The sequence below is a fragment of the Paractinoplanes aksuensis genome, assembly GCF_024137025.1.
Classification (GTDB): Bacteria; Actinomycetota; Actinomycetes; order Mycobacteriales; family Micromonosporaceae; genus Actinoplanes; species Actinoplanes aksuensis.
On sequence record NZ_JAMYJR010000016.1, the window covers coordinates 145,632 to 161,716 of the forward strand.

Below are 16,085 nucleotides of genomic sequence, written 5' to 3' on the forward strand. Positions count from 1 at the left end.
CCGGACATAGAGGGCGTGAGCCAGCTCACCCGGCCGGAGAAACTTCCGGCGCTACCCTTGACATCGCACGAGTTCGTGAAAGCATTCACAAGCGATAAGAAGTAACCAGTTGCTGGTTGCGCGCGTTTCCAATCCAGAAGCGCTGAGCAGCAACAGTAACTACAAAAGCTTGCTACGCACGGCGAGCAGACGGGCACTCAGACGTCAGCCGCCATCGCGCACGCATAGGTAAAGCAGTAACGCGATTCATTACCCCAGCCAGAAACAAGGAGTGTTGCCGCCATGGACTGGCGTCACGATGCGATCTGCCGCGACGAGGACCCGGAGCTCTTCTTCCCGATCGGGACGTCGGGCCCCGCGCTCCTGCAGGTCGAGCAGGCCAAGGCCGTGTGCCGGCGGTGTCCCGTGACTTCGGATTGCCTCACTTGGGCACTCGAGTCCGGACAGGACGCCGGCGTCTGGGGCGGGATGAGCGAAGACGAGCGGCGCGCAGTGAAGCGTCGTGGCGGCCTCCGGGTCGGCGCTCCTACCGCCTGAACCAATCCCCTCACAGCATTTGCGCCCCGGGCCGATCGGCACCGGGGCGTCTTGCTGTTTCCGTCCGATTACTGAGCGCGCCGAATCCTGAGAGCTTCCCGAGAGGCTCGCCGAACGCGCTAATGCGATCACGTTGGGTTTCATCGAGAATCCACGAAATGATCTCGAAATTGCGCGCCGCGACGAATGGTCCACATTCCCCTCACCGTCGGTCAGTCCTCTGCGGAGCGCGCCGGGCACACAACGGTTGGTGACGGTGCGTTGCCGAAACCCTGCTTGTGTACGCCGAGTGGCAAACAACACGTATGGCCGGCCGTAACCGGAAGCGGATCAGGCGGCGCAGGCAACGAACGCCCGGTGGCGGCCAGCACCCGCGACGCCACGAGCCGGACGAGTTCCGGCGCGTCACCCAGCGGCTCGGCCACCTGGACCGCGCCCGCGGCCTGAGCCGACCGCACGGCCACGTCGTACAGGAAACCCGGCGCCAGGAAATAGGCCGCCATACCCACCCGGGAAGCCCCCGAGGCCCGCAGACGGCGCACAGCGTCCCCGGGGTCCGGCGGGGAGGCCGAGGCATAGGCAGCCACGCACGGGACGCTCAGACGGGCGCTGAGAGCGTCCGCCGCCCGCATGATCGTTTCCCGGGCGGCCGCGACCCTCGTGCCCGCCGCGGCCAGCACGACAGCATCCAGATCACCGGCGGGCAGGCGGCGCACCAACCCGTCGATCAGCGCGGGCGCGACCGCGCTCGCCGACGTGGACGGGCCCAGGACGTCGGCCGGCGTCACTTCGACCGGCAGCGTGGCCGCGTCGTCGAGGATGGCCGGCACGTCGACCTTGCCGTGGTAGGCCGCCGTCAGCAGCAACGGCACCAGCACGGCCCGCCGCCCCGGCAGGGCCGCCAGCACGTCGAGCGGCCGCGGCCCGGCGTGGTCGAGGTACGACGCCCGTACGTCCCACGTCGGGTGGGCTCGCCCGACCGCGCGGGCCAGCGCCGCCGTCGACGCCGCGGCCCGCGGATCCCGGCTGCCGTGCGCGACGAGGACGACCGCCGGCGGCTGCGGAGCAGGCCCTAGACGTGCAGGCCGCATTCGGTCTTCTCGAACATCGCCCAGCGGCCGGCCCGCGGGTCCTCGCCGGCCTTGGTGGTGCGGGTGCACGGCCAGCAGCCGATCGACCCGTAGCCCTTCTTGAACAGCTCGTTGACCGGCACGTTCCACCGGCTGATGTACCGGTTCACGTCGGCCTCGGTCCAGGCCGCGATCGGGTTGACCTTGACCTTGCCCTTCTTGGCGTCGAACGCGACCATCGGCGTGTTGGCCCGGGTCGGCGACTCGTCGCGGCGCAGGCCGGTGGCCCAGGAGTCGTAGTCGCTGAGCGCGCGCTCGAGCGGCTCGACCTTGCGCAGGAAGCAGCATTCGTCGGGGCTGCGGGCGAACAGCCGCGGCCCGTACTCGCCGTCCTGCTGGCCGACCGTGCGGCGCGGGCGGATCGAGCGGACGTTGACGTCCATGGTGGCGGCGACGATGTCGCGCACCTTGAGCGTCTCCGGGAAGTGCAGGCCGGTGTCGAGGAACACCACGTCGACGCCGGGCGAGACCCGGGAGAAGACGTGCGCGACGACGGCGTCGGCCATCGAGCTGGTGACGCAGAACCGGTCGCCGAAGGTGTCGGTCGCCCACTTGGCGATCACCTCGGCCGGCGCGCCCTCGAGCTCGCGGCCGGCCTCACGGGCCAGCGCCTCGAGCTCGTCGCGGGAGCGCCGGGTCGGGTCCTGGGCAACCGGGGCAGCGCCGCCGAGGTTGACCAGATTCAGGGATGTAGCGGCCACGACTGTCATCGGTTGACTCCCTTGGAAAGCAGACCGTTGAACTTGACCGTGAAAACTCGGGCGCACGAGTGGCACTCCCAGGCGCCGTGCGACGCCTCGTTGGGGCGCAGGTCTTCCTCACCGCAGTACGGGCAGTACAGGGGCGCGGACCGGGCGTCGCTCATTTGAGGAGTCCCTCGTCGGCCCGCACGACCCAGTCGGCGAACGTCTCGTCCTTCGACGTGCGATCGCCGAGGTAGTTGAGGGCCAGCTTCTCGACGTACGCCGGAAGCTCTTCGGCCGTGGCCTTGAGCCCGCGCAGCTTGCGCCCGAAGCCGGCCGTCTGCCCCTGGGCCATGCCGAGCCCGCCGCCGAGGTGCACCTGGAAGCCCTCGACCTGCTGGCCGTGCTCGTTCAGCACCAGCTGGCCCTTGAGGCCGATGTCGGCCACCTGGGTGCGGGCGCAGGCGTTGGGGCAGCCGTTGATGTGGATCGAGATCTCGGCGTCGAAGTCCTTGAGCCGCTCCTCGAGCCGGGCCACCAGCTCCTCACCGCGGGCCTTGGTCTCGACGATGGCGAGCTTGCAGTACTCGATGCCGGTGCAGGCCATCGTGCCCCGCCGCCAGGCCGACGGCCGGGCCTCGAGGCCGATCCGGCGCATCCCGGCGATCAGCGGCTCGACCTTGTCGTCGGCCACGTCCAGAACCAGGAGCTTTTGGTACGCCGTGAGCCGCACCCGGTCCGAGCCGTGCGCCTCGACCAGGTCGGCCAGATCGGCCAGCTGCTGGCCCGAAGAACGGCCCACAACCGGCGCCGCGCCGACGTAATTGCGCCCGTCGATCTGCTTGTGCACTCCGATGTGGTCGATCGGCTTGGCCGGCAGCTCGGGCGCCGGACCGTCGATCAGCGCACGGCCCAGGTACTCCTTCTCGAGGATCTCGCGGAACTTGGCCACGCCCCAGTCGGCCAGCAGGAACTTCAGGCGGGCGCGGTGACGCAGCCGGCGGTAGCCGTAGTCGCGGAAGATCCCGACCACGCCCTCCCAGACGTCCGGGATGTCCTCGAGCGGCACCCACACGCCGAGCCGCTCGGCCAGGCGCGGGTTGGTCGAGAGGCCGCCGCCGACCCACAGGTCGAAGCCGGGGCCGTGCTGCGGGTGCTCCACGCCGACCAGCGAGATGTCGTTGGTCTCGTACGGCGAGTCGGCCAGCCAGCCGATCGACGACTTGAACTTGCGCGGCAGGTTGGAGTACCGCGGGTCGCCGATGTAGCGCTTGAGGATCTCGTCGATGGCCGGCGTCGCGTCGAGCACCTCGTCGACCGACACCCCGGCCACCGGCGAGCCGAGCACGATGCGCGGGCAGTCGCCGCAGGCCTCGGTGGTCTGCAGGCCGACGGCCTCGAGGCGGCGCCAGATCTCGGGCATGTCCTCGACCCGGATCCAGTGCAGCTGGATGTTCTGGCGGTCGGTGATGTCGGCCGTGTCGCGGCCGAACTCGCGGGAGATCTGCGCGATGGTCCGCAGCTGGGCCACGCTGAGCGCGCCGCCGTCGATGCGCACCCGCAGCATGAAGAACTCGTCCTCGAGCTCGTGCGGCTCGAGCACCGCCGTGCGGCCGCCGTCGATCCCCGCCTTGCGCTGGGTGTAGAGACCCCACCAGCGGAACCGGCCGCGCAGGTCCTGCGGGTCGATCGACGCGAAGCCGGCGTGGGCGTAGATGTTCTCGATGCGGTCGCGGACGTTGAGCGGGTTGTCGTCCTTCTTGATCCGCTCGTTCGGGTTCAGCGGCTCGCGGTGTCCGAGCGCCCACTGGCCCTCGCCACGCGCCTTGCGGGGGCGGGCGGTCGGCGTAGCTGGGGTGCTGCTGGGCGCCATGTCGGCGTTCCTCCGGGATTCGTGGGCGCGGAAAGACGCTCACGGCTCTCAGAAGCTCGCGACATCAGTGTCAGGAGTGGCCGGCGCGTCTCGCGCGCCCGAAAAATAAATCGGACGGCGTCAGGAAGCCGGACACATCGCGCTGCGAACACGACCGTAATCAACGTGGCGGCGAGCCACGAAGCGGCGGTTCAGAGCAGCGGTCATGTGCGCAAGCCTCTCACGCCGCGGCCTTCTGGGCCAGGCTGGTCCAGATTCCGGGAGTGTGGTACGTAGCACTTCGCAAACGCTGTGTAACAACTTTGCGCTAGGACGCACGGACGGCGCCGGGAGACCCGGCGCCGTCCGTCTATCTCTATGACCCGGTCAGGAGTCGGCGAGCGCGTTCTGCGACCGCAGCCACAGGCGGCGGTGCCACTCGTTCGCCTCGGGCGCCGGCTCGGTGCGCGGGAAGGCCGTGGGCGACGTCTCCACCAGGTGCAGCGTCGTCCAGGCCAGGCCGTAGCACTCGTCCGGGCCGAACACCGTGAGCAGCAGCTCGGCCTCTTCATCGGTCACCGGCGCCTCGATGGCCAGCAGCGCCTCCTCCAGCGCCTCCAGCACCTCGTCGCCGGCCTCGTCCTCGCCGTCGTCCTCCGGCGGCAACGGACCCAGGTCGACATAGCGCCGAACCTCGTCACGAACGGTCATGGCGTCCTCACATCAAATTCGGATGGTTGCGCCGGTAGTAGGCGATGACCAACTTGATCTGGGCGTTGAAGTGGCTCGGGTTGCCATAGACGATCCGGCCGATCACGCGATACTGCCACAGGTCCCGCGCGATGATCTGCCGGAAGGTCCGGTTCTTGTCCTCCCGCTTGGTCTTGCGCCCCTTCGACCCCCAGGTGCGGGTCTTCCGGTGGTTGGCATCGGTGACCATCACGGCCGCGTGGTCGCGGTACTTGAGACCGAACCGCTTGCCCACGGCCGCCTGCGGGATGTGGTCGGGGGTCAGGCCGTCACCGCGCCGCGACCGTCCGTCCAGGTCGCCGAACCGGCCGACCTCGCCCTCGGTCACCGCCGGGCGTACCGGCGCGCCGTTGGCACAGCGGCACGAGTCGGCGTGGGTCGGGTCGGAGCCACCGCAGTTGTGCACGAGCAACGGCGACGACCCGGACTTCACGAAGTACGTGTGGATGTCGTCGACCGTGAGGTTGTGCACTGTGGCCACCGCGGCCCAGGCGACGACCGCGATGACCGTCACCTGCGCGCCGTCCGGCCGCAGCAGCGTCATGCCGGCGTCGAGCCGGTCGGCCCGCAGCCACCGGTCGCCGGCCCAGAACGGGTGCCCGTCCGTGGCCGTGACCGCCGAGTCGGCCGTGCCGTCGCCGTCCTCGTCGACCGAGACCCGGACGAGGTTCTTCTGACCCTCGCCCTTGATCAGAGCGGTGACCGGGCGGGCGCCCGCCTCCCCCGTCTCGGGGTCGGCCGCCCAGACCTCGTCGTCGGTCTGGATGTCCTCGATCGGCTTGTACGTGCCGTCGGCCATCAGCACCGGCGTGCCCGGTACGAAGCTGTTACCGGGTTTCCACTGACAGCTCGGCCCGTCCGGCACGTCGGCCTTCTTGGCCGCGCCCCGGGCCGCGTTCTTCACCGCCCCGGCGCCGCGGGCCACGTTCTTGGCCTGCCGTACTCCCGGCACCATGCCGGCGATGCCCGAGGCACAGTCCAGCGCGGCCCCGCTGATGCAGGTCTTGGCCGTGTCGATCGCTCCCGCGACGGCCGCCACGGCACCGGCCGCAGCCGCCACCACCTGGGCCGGCGGGGGCAGCACGGCGGCCACCATGGCCACCGTCCCGGCCACCGAGGCGATGGTCCCGGCGTTGTCGACCACGGCCTTGGCCGCGGTGGTGACACCGCTGGCGACCGAGCTCGCCGCTTTCTGAACGCCGTTCTTGATCGCACCCCAGAACAGGCCGTCCGGGTCGCTGAACGTGGTCGGGTTGTTGTTGGCGTAGGCGTACGGGTGCAGACGCTGCGGATCCAGCTCGTCGATCTCGGGGTCGACCGAGAGGAAGGCGCCCAGGGCCGGGTCGTAGTAGCGGGCGCCGAGCAGGGTCAGCCCGGTCGGATCGCCGATGCCGCCGACGAAGCCCCGCTGACCGGCCGGCCATTGTGGCGTGGCCACGCTGCTGCGTGGGTTTCCGTACGGGTCGTTGTACTTGATCGTCTCGGCCCGGGTGACCGCGTTGACGGCCCAGGTGGCGGAGTCCTGCGGGTCGGCCGCCAGCCAGATGATGTCGCCCTTGCGGGTTGTGTTGTCGGTCCGGGCCGCGATCGTGTCGCCGGCGTGCTCGTAGAAGCGGGTCGCGCCGGTGCCCTGGGTGGGCGTGGTGGTGTATTCGTGCCCGTAGACGAACACCGAGGCGGCGCCGCCCGGGTCGATCCGCGCGATCCGGTTGCCGTCGACGTCGTACACCATGGTGGTGTCGCCCTCGGGCCCGCTGATCTTGGTCAGCTTGCCGTGCGGGCTCCAGCCGAACGTCTCGGTCCGGTCGCCGATCTTGCGGTATTCGAGGTTGCCGCGCTCGTCCCAGTCGTAGTGGTCGACCGACGAGCCGGTGGTGACCGTCCGGACGGCGTGGGCGGTGTCCGCCTCGTAGCCGTACTTGCTGGTCTTGCCGGCGCGGTGGTCGGTCACCGTGTCCCGCGACCCGTGCTGGTCGAAGGTCCACGACTTCCAGTACGGCGCCTTGCCCCCGATCGTGCCCGCGGCCGGCTCGCCGCACTGCTCGGCCGCCTGCGACCAGGCCCGGGTCAACCGGCGCAGGTGGTCGTAGCCGAAGCACTGCACGTCCTCGTCCCCGGCGCGGACGTTGTTCTCCGCGTCGAGCGGCCGGTTGGCCATCGAGAGCACGTTGCCGGCGTCGTCGTACGCGTACTTGACCGCGGCGACGTTGGGCACCGTGCCGTCGCGGTCGAAGTAGAACTCCGAGAGCCGCCGGGTGACGTCGTCGTAGACGTAGCTCTGGTACGCCTGCGGCTTGTCCCCCACCGGCGTGCCGAGCCAACGGTTCAGCACCTCGCCGTACGGCGAGTACGTGGCCCGGTCGACATAGGTGCGCACCGTGCCCGACGGCGAGGACGTGCCGGCCAGCTTGACGATGTTGCCCAGGTCGTCGTACGTCCGGGTGATGCCCTCCTTCTCCATCGGCCCGACCTTGGGCAGGCTGGAGCGGAACGGCAGGCCGTTGACCGTGAACGTGTGCGTGCTGACGTACGTGCCGGCCAGCGCGGTCAGCCCGGGCATGGCCGGGATGACCGACTCCTCGTCGACGATCTGGTAGGCGTCGTTGTACTCGTAGATCTCCTTGGTGAAGGAGTACCCGTTGACGATCGACGTCGACTTGGTCGGGTGCCCCTTGACCACCGAGTCGTACGTCCACACCGCGGCCCGGACGCCGTTGAAGAACCGCTCCTTCTGCCGGCCCAGGTCGTCGTACGTGGTCGAGACGATGTCGCCGGCCGCGTCGGTCGACTTGGTGACGTCGTCGGCGTTGTTGTACTCGACGAGCGTCGTGCCCTTGTCGGGATCGACCGTCTTGATCTCACGGCCACGCAGGTCGTACTCGTAGCGCCAGGTCAGCTCGCCCTTGACGACCGTCTCGAGGTCGCCGCGCGGGGTGTAGGTGTAGCGCGTGGTGTCGTACGCGCCCTCCGGACGCGGGCCGCGGAACTCCCGCTTCTCGACCACGTCACCGTCGATGTTCTCGATGGTCGCGGTGGCCGTGCCGCCCTGCGGCGGCGTGATCGCGGTCTGCCAGCCGGCCGGGTTGCCGCCGTACGTGGTGAACGTGCCCCACTTGCGGACGTTGGCCGACCAGAGCGCCTCCTCCACGACCCGGCCGAGCCGGTCGTAGCTGGACACCGTCCGGGAGCGGTCCTCGCCCGGCGTGATCTGCAGCAGCGACGTCGCGGGCTTGCCGACGGCGTAGTTCTCGTCCGACTCGAACGCGACCTGGCCCCGGTCGTCGTACCCGGTCTGGGTGACCAGGCGGGCGTCCTTGCCGTCCTTGGTCCTCTGCGAGTCCTCCTGCTTCTGCACCGAGCGGTAGAGCGAGTCGAACAGACCGATCTCGGTGATGTAGTTGCCGTTCGGGCCCAGCCGCTTGGTGGTCACCGCGAGCGGGCCGTCGGTACGGATGAGGTAGCCGAACTCCATGTTCGGGGTGGCGGTGGCCTTGGCCCGGCCCGGCAGCCAGACCTTGGTCAGCCGGCCCATGCCGTCGTGCTGCAGGTCGGTCCGCTTCAGATTGGCGTCCAGGATGGACGTCGGCTCGGCCCAGGCCGGGTTCTGGTCGGTGACCACCTTGTGCCCGAGCGGGTTGACGGTGGTGGTCTGGGTGACCGGCCCCGGCCCGGCGGGCTGGTACGTGGTGGTGGTCGTCTTGCCCAGCGCGTCGGTCTCGCTGGTCTTGCGGCCCAGCGTGTCGTAACCCGTGCGCTCGGTCGTCGTGTATTCCGGGGCGCCGTTCTTCCAGCCGTTGATGCTGTCGATCCGGGTCACCCGGCCCTTGGTCGGGGCCTCGCCATTGACGTCCGACTTGTCGTAGTAGGTCTTGACGTCGGAGATCACGTCAGCCGGTCGGGACACCGTGCCGTTGCAGGCCTTGGCGACCGTCTCCTCCCGCGAGACCAGTCCGCGCAGCCACGGGTCGCCGTTCTGGGCGTACCAGAAACGGGTGCACGTCTCGTCGCCGGTCCTTCCGGTGTCGCCGAGGTCGGCCTTGGTCTCGATCTGCCCCTCGTCGTCGTACTCGGTGCGCACCTCGGTCTGCTGCCAGGCGCCCGGCGCCAGCAGCTTGCGGGTCTTCTGCACCGACGGAGCGACGCGGAACGCCTTGTCGCTGCCCCCGGTGCGCTTGCGGACGGCGGTCTGCTTCACCGAGTACGCGGTGATCGACGCCTCGACCACGTCGTCGCCGTCGAGCTTGGCCTCCTCGAGCAGCGAGCCGGTCAGCGCCGGGTGGTCGGAGTGGGCCACCCCGGCCGAGTCGGTCACCTGCGCGCTGCGGGTCTTGTCGTCCGGCAGCGGCTGGTCGTCCAGGCCGCGGTAGAACCGCTTGCGGGTGCCCAGCTGCAGGCCCGTGCCGGACTGCCCGACCACCGAGGTGACCTGGGCGTACCCCCGCCACTGGCCGTACGTCCGGTGCTTCTTCTTGGTGAATTCGCCGTCGTCCCAGCCCCACAGCACGGCGGCGTTGCTGCCCGCGTTGGAGTAGGCGTAGCGGGTGGTGATCGGCGGCTGGTCGGCCGTCCGGTCGCTCTGGGTGATCTCGCGGACCACGTACTTGCGGAACCAGTCCCGGGTCGGCTCGAAGTAGCCGTCCGGGGTCCAGTAGACCGGGTAGCAGAGGCGGGTGTTGCTCTCGACGGCCGGCAGGTCACCGGCGTCGCAGTCCGCGTCCGAGTACGTGACGTGGATGTCCGCGCCCGACTCGGTGCGCACGTTGTCGATGCGCCACCGGCTGAACAGCCCGGCCCCGGCGATCACGTTGACCTGGTTGGCCAGCTCGACCCCGGTGAAGACGACCGGCGGGTCGACGACAGTGCTGCCCACGTGCCCGGCGTGCGTGATCGACTTGAGCCACAGCGACGCCGACTGGGCCGCCTTGGGCGCCTTGAACTCCTGGTCCAGCGTCCACGACTCGACCGGGTCGAAGTCGGCCCCACTGCGGACCTGCGTAGTGATCTTGGTGAGCCGCTTGATCGAGAAGAAGACCGGGGACAGTTTGTCGGTGCAGGGCTCGGCCGTGCACTCCTTGTCCCACGGCACGTCGGGCCAGGCCGCCTTGACCGGCTTGTCGTCCTTGTAGCACTCGTCGGCGAAGCACCGGTTGGCCGTGCTGAACACGACCCGGCCGGTCGCCGCCACGTCCGGGTACGCGGTGTTCAGGCCGTAGTCGATGCGCTCGAGGTTGCCGCCGCGGTCGAACGAGACGCGGTTGTTCTTGTCGCCGGCCGCGCCGTAGTGCCCGGTCTCCTTCTTGTAGAAGTACCGGGTCATGTTGCCGCTGACGTCGATTTCCTTGTCCAGCAGCCAGCGCCAGGCCTGCGCGCAGGACGAGTTCTTGAACTCGTCGGCGTGACAGGTCTCCCCGTTGTGGTTGCCGAAGACCGGCACGGTCCAGCGCGAGTTCGAGGTCGTGACCTCACCGGCGAAGAAGTGGCGGGTGCCGTCGGCCGTCGTGATGACCCAGCGCTCGGTCGTCGCCGAGTCCTTGCCGGCCACCGCCCCCAGCTGCTCGACCTGCCAGTTGGCGTCCTGCGCGGGCCGCCACTTACCGCTCTCGTCGTCCTTGACCAGGGTGGCGTTGGTGCCGCCGAGCGAGACCGTGATGTTCGGCGACTTGTCCTTCCAGCACTGGTCGGAGGTCTTCTTCGACTTGTTGTTGGGGTCCTTGTCGTCGACCTTGTCCAGGTCGTCGGAGCAGGTGGCGTACGTGCGCTCGACGTAACCGGGCGAGTAGTCCCAGCCATCGCCGGCCCAGGACGCCTGGTTGTTGCGGCCCGCCGTGCGCCCGTCGACCATCTGCGACGAGTAGCCCAGCGCGACCTCGGGCGTCGGTCCCTGCGTGGCCGGCAGCCGGATCGCGTTGGTGTAGTTGAAGGCGCCCGAGCTGTCACCGGCCGTCCACGAGCCGGAGGCCTGCAGGTCGCTGGCCTTGTAGTCACCCTCGCCGGACTCGGTGTCGGCGGCCAGGGCCAGGACGGCCGGTGCGGCCGCCGGCACGGCCAGCTTCGCGGTCAGGGTCGTGCCGGTCCGGGCCGCGTTCAGCGGGGTGGCGTCCTGACATTCCGTACGGGCCGGTGTGCTCGCCGCACAGGCCGGCAACTGGGCCAGGTCGAGCCGTCCGGCCCACCCGCCGCCGTACAGATCCTTGAACTCGCCGAAGTCGACGGTGGCCTCGACGTCGCCCGCCCGGTCGCCCTCGATCGCGACCACCGGGCCGCTCAGACCGAGGTCGGCCGACTGCTTCTCGGGCATCGTGTGCACCCGCACCCGGTGGGGCGCGGTCCGGCCGGGCGCGGCTTTGACGGCCACCTTGACGCCGCCGGCGCTGCCGGTGACCGCGCGGCCGGACGACCCGGCCAGCACGATCTCGGTCACCCCGGCGGCCGGCCAGCGGCCCTTCTCCGGTCCCGTCCAGCGCCCCCCGTCGGCGGGCGGCGGGACCGCCGGCACCTTCAAGGTGCCGTACTCGGTGGCGGCGACGGACTTCACGTCCCGGTCGCCATTCAGTTCCTCGGCCACCCAGTGATAGGTGAGGAACGAGGTCACCATCAGGGCTGTCGCGCCCAGGGCGAACCCACTGCTCTTTCTCATTGTCGTCTCGTCTCCGCAGATCAGGCGTGGGCGAAGGTGCCGAAGAGATCGGGGTCGACCGTCGAGGACCAGACGCGGACGTCGTCGACGACGCCACCCAGGTAGTTCGAGCGGGCCCCGCCGGTCGGGCCGGAGCACCCCACGGTCAGCGGTCCGGTGGCGGACCAGGGGGTGAACGCCACCGCGACACCCTCACCCTGCGGCTCACCGTCCACGAAGAACCTCAGCTTCCGGGCCGGCAGGTCGAACACCGCCGCGACGTGGGTCCAGGTGCCGGCGACCGGGGCGGCCAGCGACCGCACCTCCACGACCGGCGCACCGGCGACGTCGCTCTGCGGCATCACCACCCGCAGGCGGTTGGCCGAACCGAGGTGCTCGATGCGGAAGCCGGGCCCGGCCGCGCCGGACTGGGACAGCACCGTGCGGGTGCCGGTCAGGTCGTCGAGCGAGACCCAGGCCGCTACCGAGAACGAGCCGTCACTGCGGACCGGAGCCCCGGTTGTCTCGGCGCACGAGCCCTGAGCCAGGGCCAGGCCGAGCGCGCCGTTGCGGCTGGCGAACCTGTCCTGCTCCCACGTGTACGCGCCGGCCACGGACAGGTGTCGCGCGTTGCCCGACCGGTCCTCGAAGTTGGTCGGCTCGGAGGCCCGCGGTCCTTCCAAAGGCCACCAGCCCTCCGACTTGACCGGCGGGTTGGCCCCCTTGACGGCGGTCGCCTGGGCCTCGGTGAGCGCGCCGCGCCACACCTTGACGTCGGTGATCGCCCCGCGGAAGAAGTCGGCCGGGGCGCCGGCGTACTTCGCGCAGCCGAGGGTGAAGCTGCCCGGCGCGCTCCAGTTCGTACCGGTCGTACGGGCCACCGACGCCACCTTCGCGCCGTTCACGAACAGGGTCATCGTCTTGCTGGTGGCGCTGTAGGTGGCGACCAGGTGGGTCCACTGGCCGACCGTGGCCGCGAACGCCTCGGTCGTGCCGCCGGCCCACTCCGAACCGGAGGTCTCCAGGTCGGACGCCTTCATCATCAGCGACCAGAACGGCACGCCCTGGCCGTTGTTGCGGGCCCCGAGGAACCAGCCGCTGACCCGGGTGCCGTCGGTGCCGACCAGGGTCTGGTTCATCGCGCCGGCATCGTCGAGGCGGGCCCACAGGGCCAGCGAGAACGACTCGTCACTGCGGACCACGTTGTGGCCCACGGTCGCGCACCGGTCGCCGCTGACGTACCAGGCCGAGTCGGGCCGGGCGTACTGGTCGGCCGTCCACTCCATCGGCACGGTCGGCGTGGGGTCCGGGGTCGGCTCCTCGGTCGGGTCCTCCGTCGGCTCCTCGGTCTCCTCGGGTACCTCGGGGTCGCCGGTCGGGTCGGGCTCGTTCGGGTCACCGGGCTCGGTCGGCTCCGGCAGCGGCGTCTCCGACGGGTCGGGCTCGGGCGTCGGGTCGTCGGTCGGCTCGGGCTCGGGGGTCGGTGGCGGCGTGGTCGGCACGACCGGCTCGGGGACGGTCAGATCGTGCCCGTGGCCGCTCGCGTCGGCGCCGTTGCCCCGTAGCTTCCACGCGGCGGCGACACCGGCCGCGGGCAGCTCGTCGCGGGCGGCGGCGATCTGGGCCTCGCTGAGCAGGCCGCTCCAGACCGCCACGCTGTCCAGCGCGCCGATCATCGGGGCGTTGGTCACGGTGGCGTTGCCGCCACAGCCCACGAGCGTACGGGCGGCGCCCCGCCATGGCAGGGCCGTGATCGACGCCGTGGCCGCGACCACGCCGTCGACGTAAAGCCGCAGCACCTTGCCCACCGGGTCGACCGTGGCCGCCACGTGCTGCCACTGGTTCAGCAGCGGCGAGGCCGAGCCGCGGGCGATCGTCCAGGTCACCGACGTGGCGTCGGCGTTGGTGATCGCGGTTTCCCAGCGGTCGCTGTCCTTGTGGTAGGCCAGCACGAAGGCGGGCGCGTTGGTGCCGCCCACGGCCAGGATCGTGCGGTTGGCCGTCTTGTCGCCCAGCTTGACCCAAGCCGCGACCGTGAACGGGGCGTCGCTGCGGACGACCGGAACGGTGGTCGCGCAGGCGGCGCCGGTGAAGGTCAGCGCGGTGCCACCCCGGTTCTGCCGGTCAGCCGTCCAGGCCGGCGCGGTCGTCGCGGTCCACTTCAGATCCTTCTCGACGGCCTGCTCGCTGATAGCGCCCGAGTCGTCCATCGTGCCCGAGTCGTCGCGCAGATTGCTGGTCATCCGCCACACGCCCATCGGCTCGACCGGGGTGACCCGGCCGGTGAAGATGTTGTAGATCGCCCGGGTCGAGTAGTTCGCCGCGTTGTCGCGGGCCCAGACGTAGATCTGCGTGCGGCCGCTGTCGGCGGTGAAGGTGACCTCGGCCTTGTTCGAGGTGGCGGCCTTGTTCTCCGACTTGGCGTCGACCCCGATGCCGTAGTCGAAGCGCTGCACGCCGGAGAGCGCGTCGGTCGACGAGAAGACCAGGGTCACCGGCTTGCCCAGTTCGGGTGCGGGCGTACCGGCCTTGCGCTCGATCAGCGGCAGCGTCGGCGGCGTGTGGTCCTGGCGGAAGTAGCAGGTGCCGCTCCAGCCGGTCTTGTCCGTGCCGTCGGTGCCGTAGACCCGCCAGTTGTAGCTGCCGTCCTTCAGGGCCGGCGTCGTGTAGCTGGCCTCCTTGGCCGAGCCGACCGCAGCCGAGGTCCAGTCGCCGGGCGCGGTCGGGCCGTTGAGGTCGAAAACGACCCGCACCGAGTTGTCAGCGTCGGTGGCCCTGCCGTACAGGGCCGGGGTGCTGTCGTTGATCCACGGACCCGGCGAGGCGGCGCAGTTGCCACCGGGCGCGGTGCGCACGGCGACCGGCGTGGTCGGCTTCGACCGGTACTCGGCGATCAGCTTGACCTTGCCGCGCTCACCCTTGATCCAGTGCCCGCCGCTCTCGCTGGGCACCCGCAGGCCGAAGGTGATGCTGTTGTAGTCCAGGTCGGCGTGCCGCTGCACGTGGGTCTTGACGCCGCCCGCGTTGAACTTCACCCAGGCCGGCTTCTGGCCGCCGCCGCAGGCGCTGTTGACCTTCACCGTCTTGGTGTGCAGCGCCTTGTCGTGCAGCCACTTGCCCTTCATCCCGTTCCAGGTCGGGGTGTTGCCGTCGATGGCGTTGGTCTGCCACAAGGCCAGTGACTCCCCGGCGCACCAGGCGCTGTGGGTCAGGTAGGCGTCGACGCTCGGCGTGTTGATCAGGCGCTTGCCCTTGAGCGAGCTGATGTCGAACTGGAAGTGCCCGCGCCAGACGTCGGAGTAGTCCTCGAAGTTGGATCCGAGCCGGATGACCTCGCGCGGCCAGCTGTTGCCGGACACCCACTTGGTGCCGGGCCGCGACTTGTTGACCGGGATCCACTTGGCGTAGTACTTCGTGTACGTCGGGTCGATGTAGACCGGGTACGTCGCCTGCTCCGACAGCAGCTCGGCCGGGGCCCGCACGGTGAGGGTGCGGTTCGCCACCCGGACGTCCAGTTCGGACTGCTGGGCCAGATCACCCGGGCCCCGTACGGACGAGGGTTCGCCGTTGATCTGCTCGGGCCGGCTGCGCAGACCGTCCGTCGCCGGTTGCGCCCGGGTGCTGGTCGAGTCCCAGCCGGTCGCGCCGGGGGCGCCCGCGATCACCCCGGCCGGGCCTTTGACGAGTACCTCGTCGCCGGTCGCGGTGACCGTGGCCGTCCCGCCGATCGCGTACGAGGATTCGCGCACCTCGGGGTGGGCCGCGCCCACGGCCGACTTGACCACGAGCACGTGCGAGAAGCCCCCGGCCACGGCCCGTACCACGAGATCGACGTCCGGGTAGACCTCCGGATAGGTGACCGCGTCCCCGCCCACCACTCCGGCCGGCAAGGCCTCGGGCCAGGTCAGACTGAAGTCGGCGCCACCGTCGCGGTACGTCGCGAGCGGGCCCGCACCACCGGCCGAGAACGACACGTCGGCCGCGGCCCGGGGCCGGAACCGGCCGTCGCCCGACCGTTCCAGCGTGGTGTCCAGCGCGACCCAGCGGTTCCCCCGCTCGACGCGCTGCGGCTCGGCGTAGCTCTCGAGCGTGAAACTGCCGCTCGGCTGGGCCAGCACCTTGGTGCTCTCGTCGGCCTCGGCGAGCACCTCGACGGGCCGGTTGCACTGCGCGGCGAGCCGCTGGGCGGCCGCCTCGGTCTCGGCCTCGGCCGCGCACTCGGCCGGGGCGGCCGGGGCCGCCGACGGCGTCCAGGCGGTGGACAGAAAGGTGGCCAGGATCGCCAGAACCGCGCCCTGCGCGATTCGGGTAGGCGTCATCAACACTATGAAGTTCCCCCGTGAACCGATGGATCGGCTGAAAACGCGCAGGGTTCAGCGGGGTGTCACGAGTCGAGGAATCGACGCTTTTCTACCCCCGCAGTCAAGCGCGCCGCCATGACGGTAGGGGTAGGTCTAGATCTTCGTCAATACTGAAGATCGTCAAACTGTCAGGTAATGTTCACTCAGCGCTCAGCG

Annotated in this window: 7 protein-coding genes and 1 pseudogene; 1 reads left to right on the forward strand and 7 read right to left on the reverse strand. The window is 70.2% G+C overall.

Annotated features, from left to right (window positions below; genetic code table 11):
• The first annotated feature begins 282 nt into the window (after positions 1 to 282).
• Positions 283 to 537: a WhiB family transcriptional regulator gene (locus M1L60_RS16600; RefSeq protein WP_221375748.1), complete on the forward strand. Its 255-nt coding sequence runs from the start codon at positions 283 to 285 to the stop codon at positions 535 to 537.
• 350 nt (positions 538 to 887) lie between these two features.
• Here M1L60_RS16600 and M1L60_RS16605 read toward each other — a convergent pair.
• The 7 genes and pseudogenes from M1L60_RS16605 to M1L60_RS16635 form a co-directional block, all read right to left on the reverse strand.
• Positions 888 to 1,628, reverse strand: a pseudogene (locus tag M1L60_RS16605) (sirohydrochlorin chelatase); the annotation flags it as partial.
• A complete protein-coding gene (locus M1L60_RS16610) occupies positions 1,610 to 2,377 on the reverse strand; it encodes a phosphoadenylyl-sulfate reductase (RefSeq protein WP_253238315.1) in 768 nt (255 codons plus the stop codon). The gene M1L60_RS16610 and the pseudogene M1L60_RS16605, both read right to left, overlap by 19 nt.
• Positions 2,374 to 2,532, reverse strand: a complete 159-nt coding sequence (locus M1L60_RS16615) for an IS1 family transposase (RefSeq protein WP_203724670.1) — start codon at positions 2,530 to 2,532, stop codon at positions 2,374 to 2,376. Before M1L60_RS16615 ends, M1L60_RS16610 begins: the two co-directional genes overlap by 4 nt.
• Positions 2,529 to 4,223 carry a nitrite/sulfite reductase gene (locus tag M1L60_RS16620; protein ID WP_253238316.1) on the reverse strand — a complete coding sequence of 565 codons (1,695 nt, stop codon included), beginning with the start codon at positions 4,221 to 4,223 and terminating at the stop codon, positions 2,529 to 2,531. Before M1L60_RS16620 ends, M1L60_RS16615 begins: the two co-directional genes overlap by 4 nt.
• A 366-nt stretch (positions 4,224 to 4,589) precedes the next feature.
• Entirely contained in the window at positions 4,590 to 4,913 is a 324-nt protein-coding gene (locus M1L60_RS16625; protein ID WP_253238317.1) for a hypothetical protein, read from the reverse strand.
• 7 nt (positions 4,914 to 4,920) lie between these two features.
• The gene (locus M1L60_RS16630; protein ID WP_253238318.1) at positions 4,921 to 11,589 is read right to left on the reverse strand and encodes a polymorphic toxin-type HINT domain-containing protein; all 6,669 of its coding nucleotides are present in this window, start codon (positions 11,587 to 11,589) and stop codon (positions 4,921 to 4,923) included.
• Between the two features lie 20 nt (positions 11,590 to 11,609).
• Positions 11,610 to 15,887, reverse strand: coding sequence for a LamG-like jellyroll fold domain-containing protein (locus tag M1L60_RS16635; RefSeq protein WP_253238319.1), 4,278 nt, complete (start codon positions 15,885 to 15,887; stop codon positions 11,610 to 11,612).
• Positions 15,888 to 16,085: the final 198 nt, after the last annotated feature.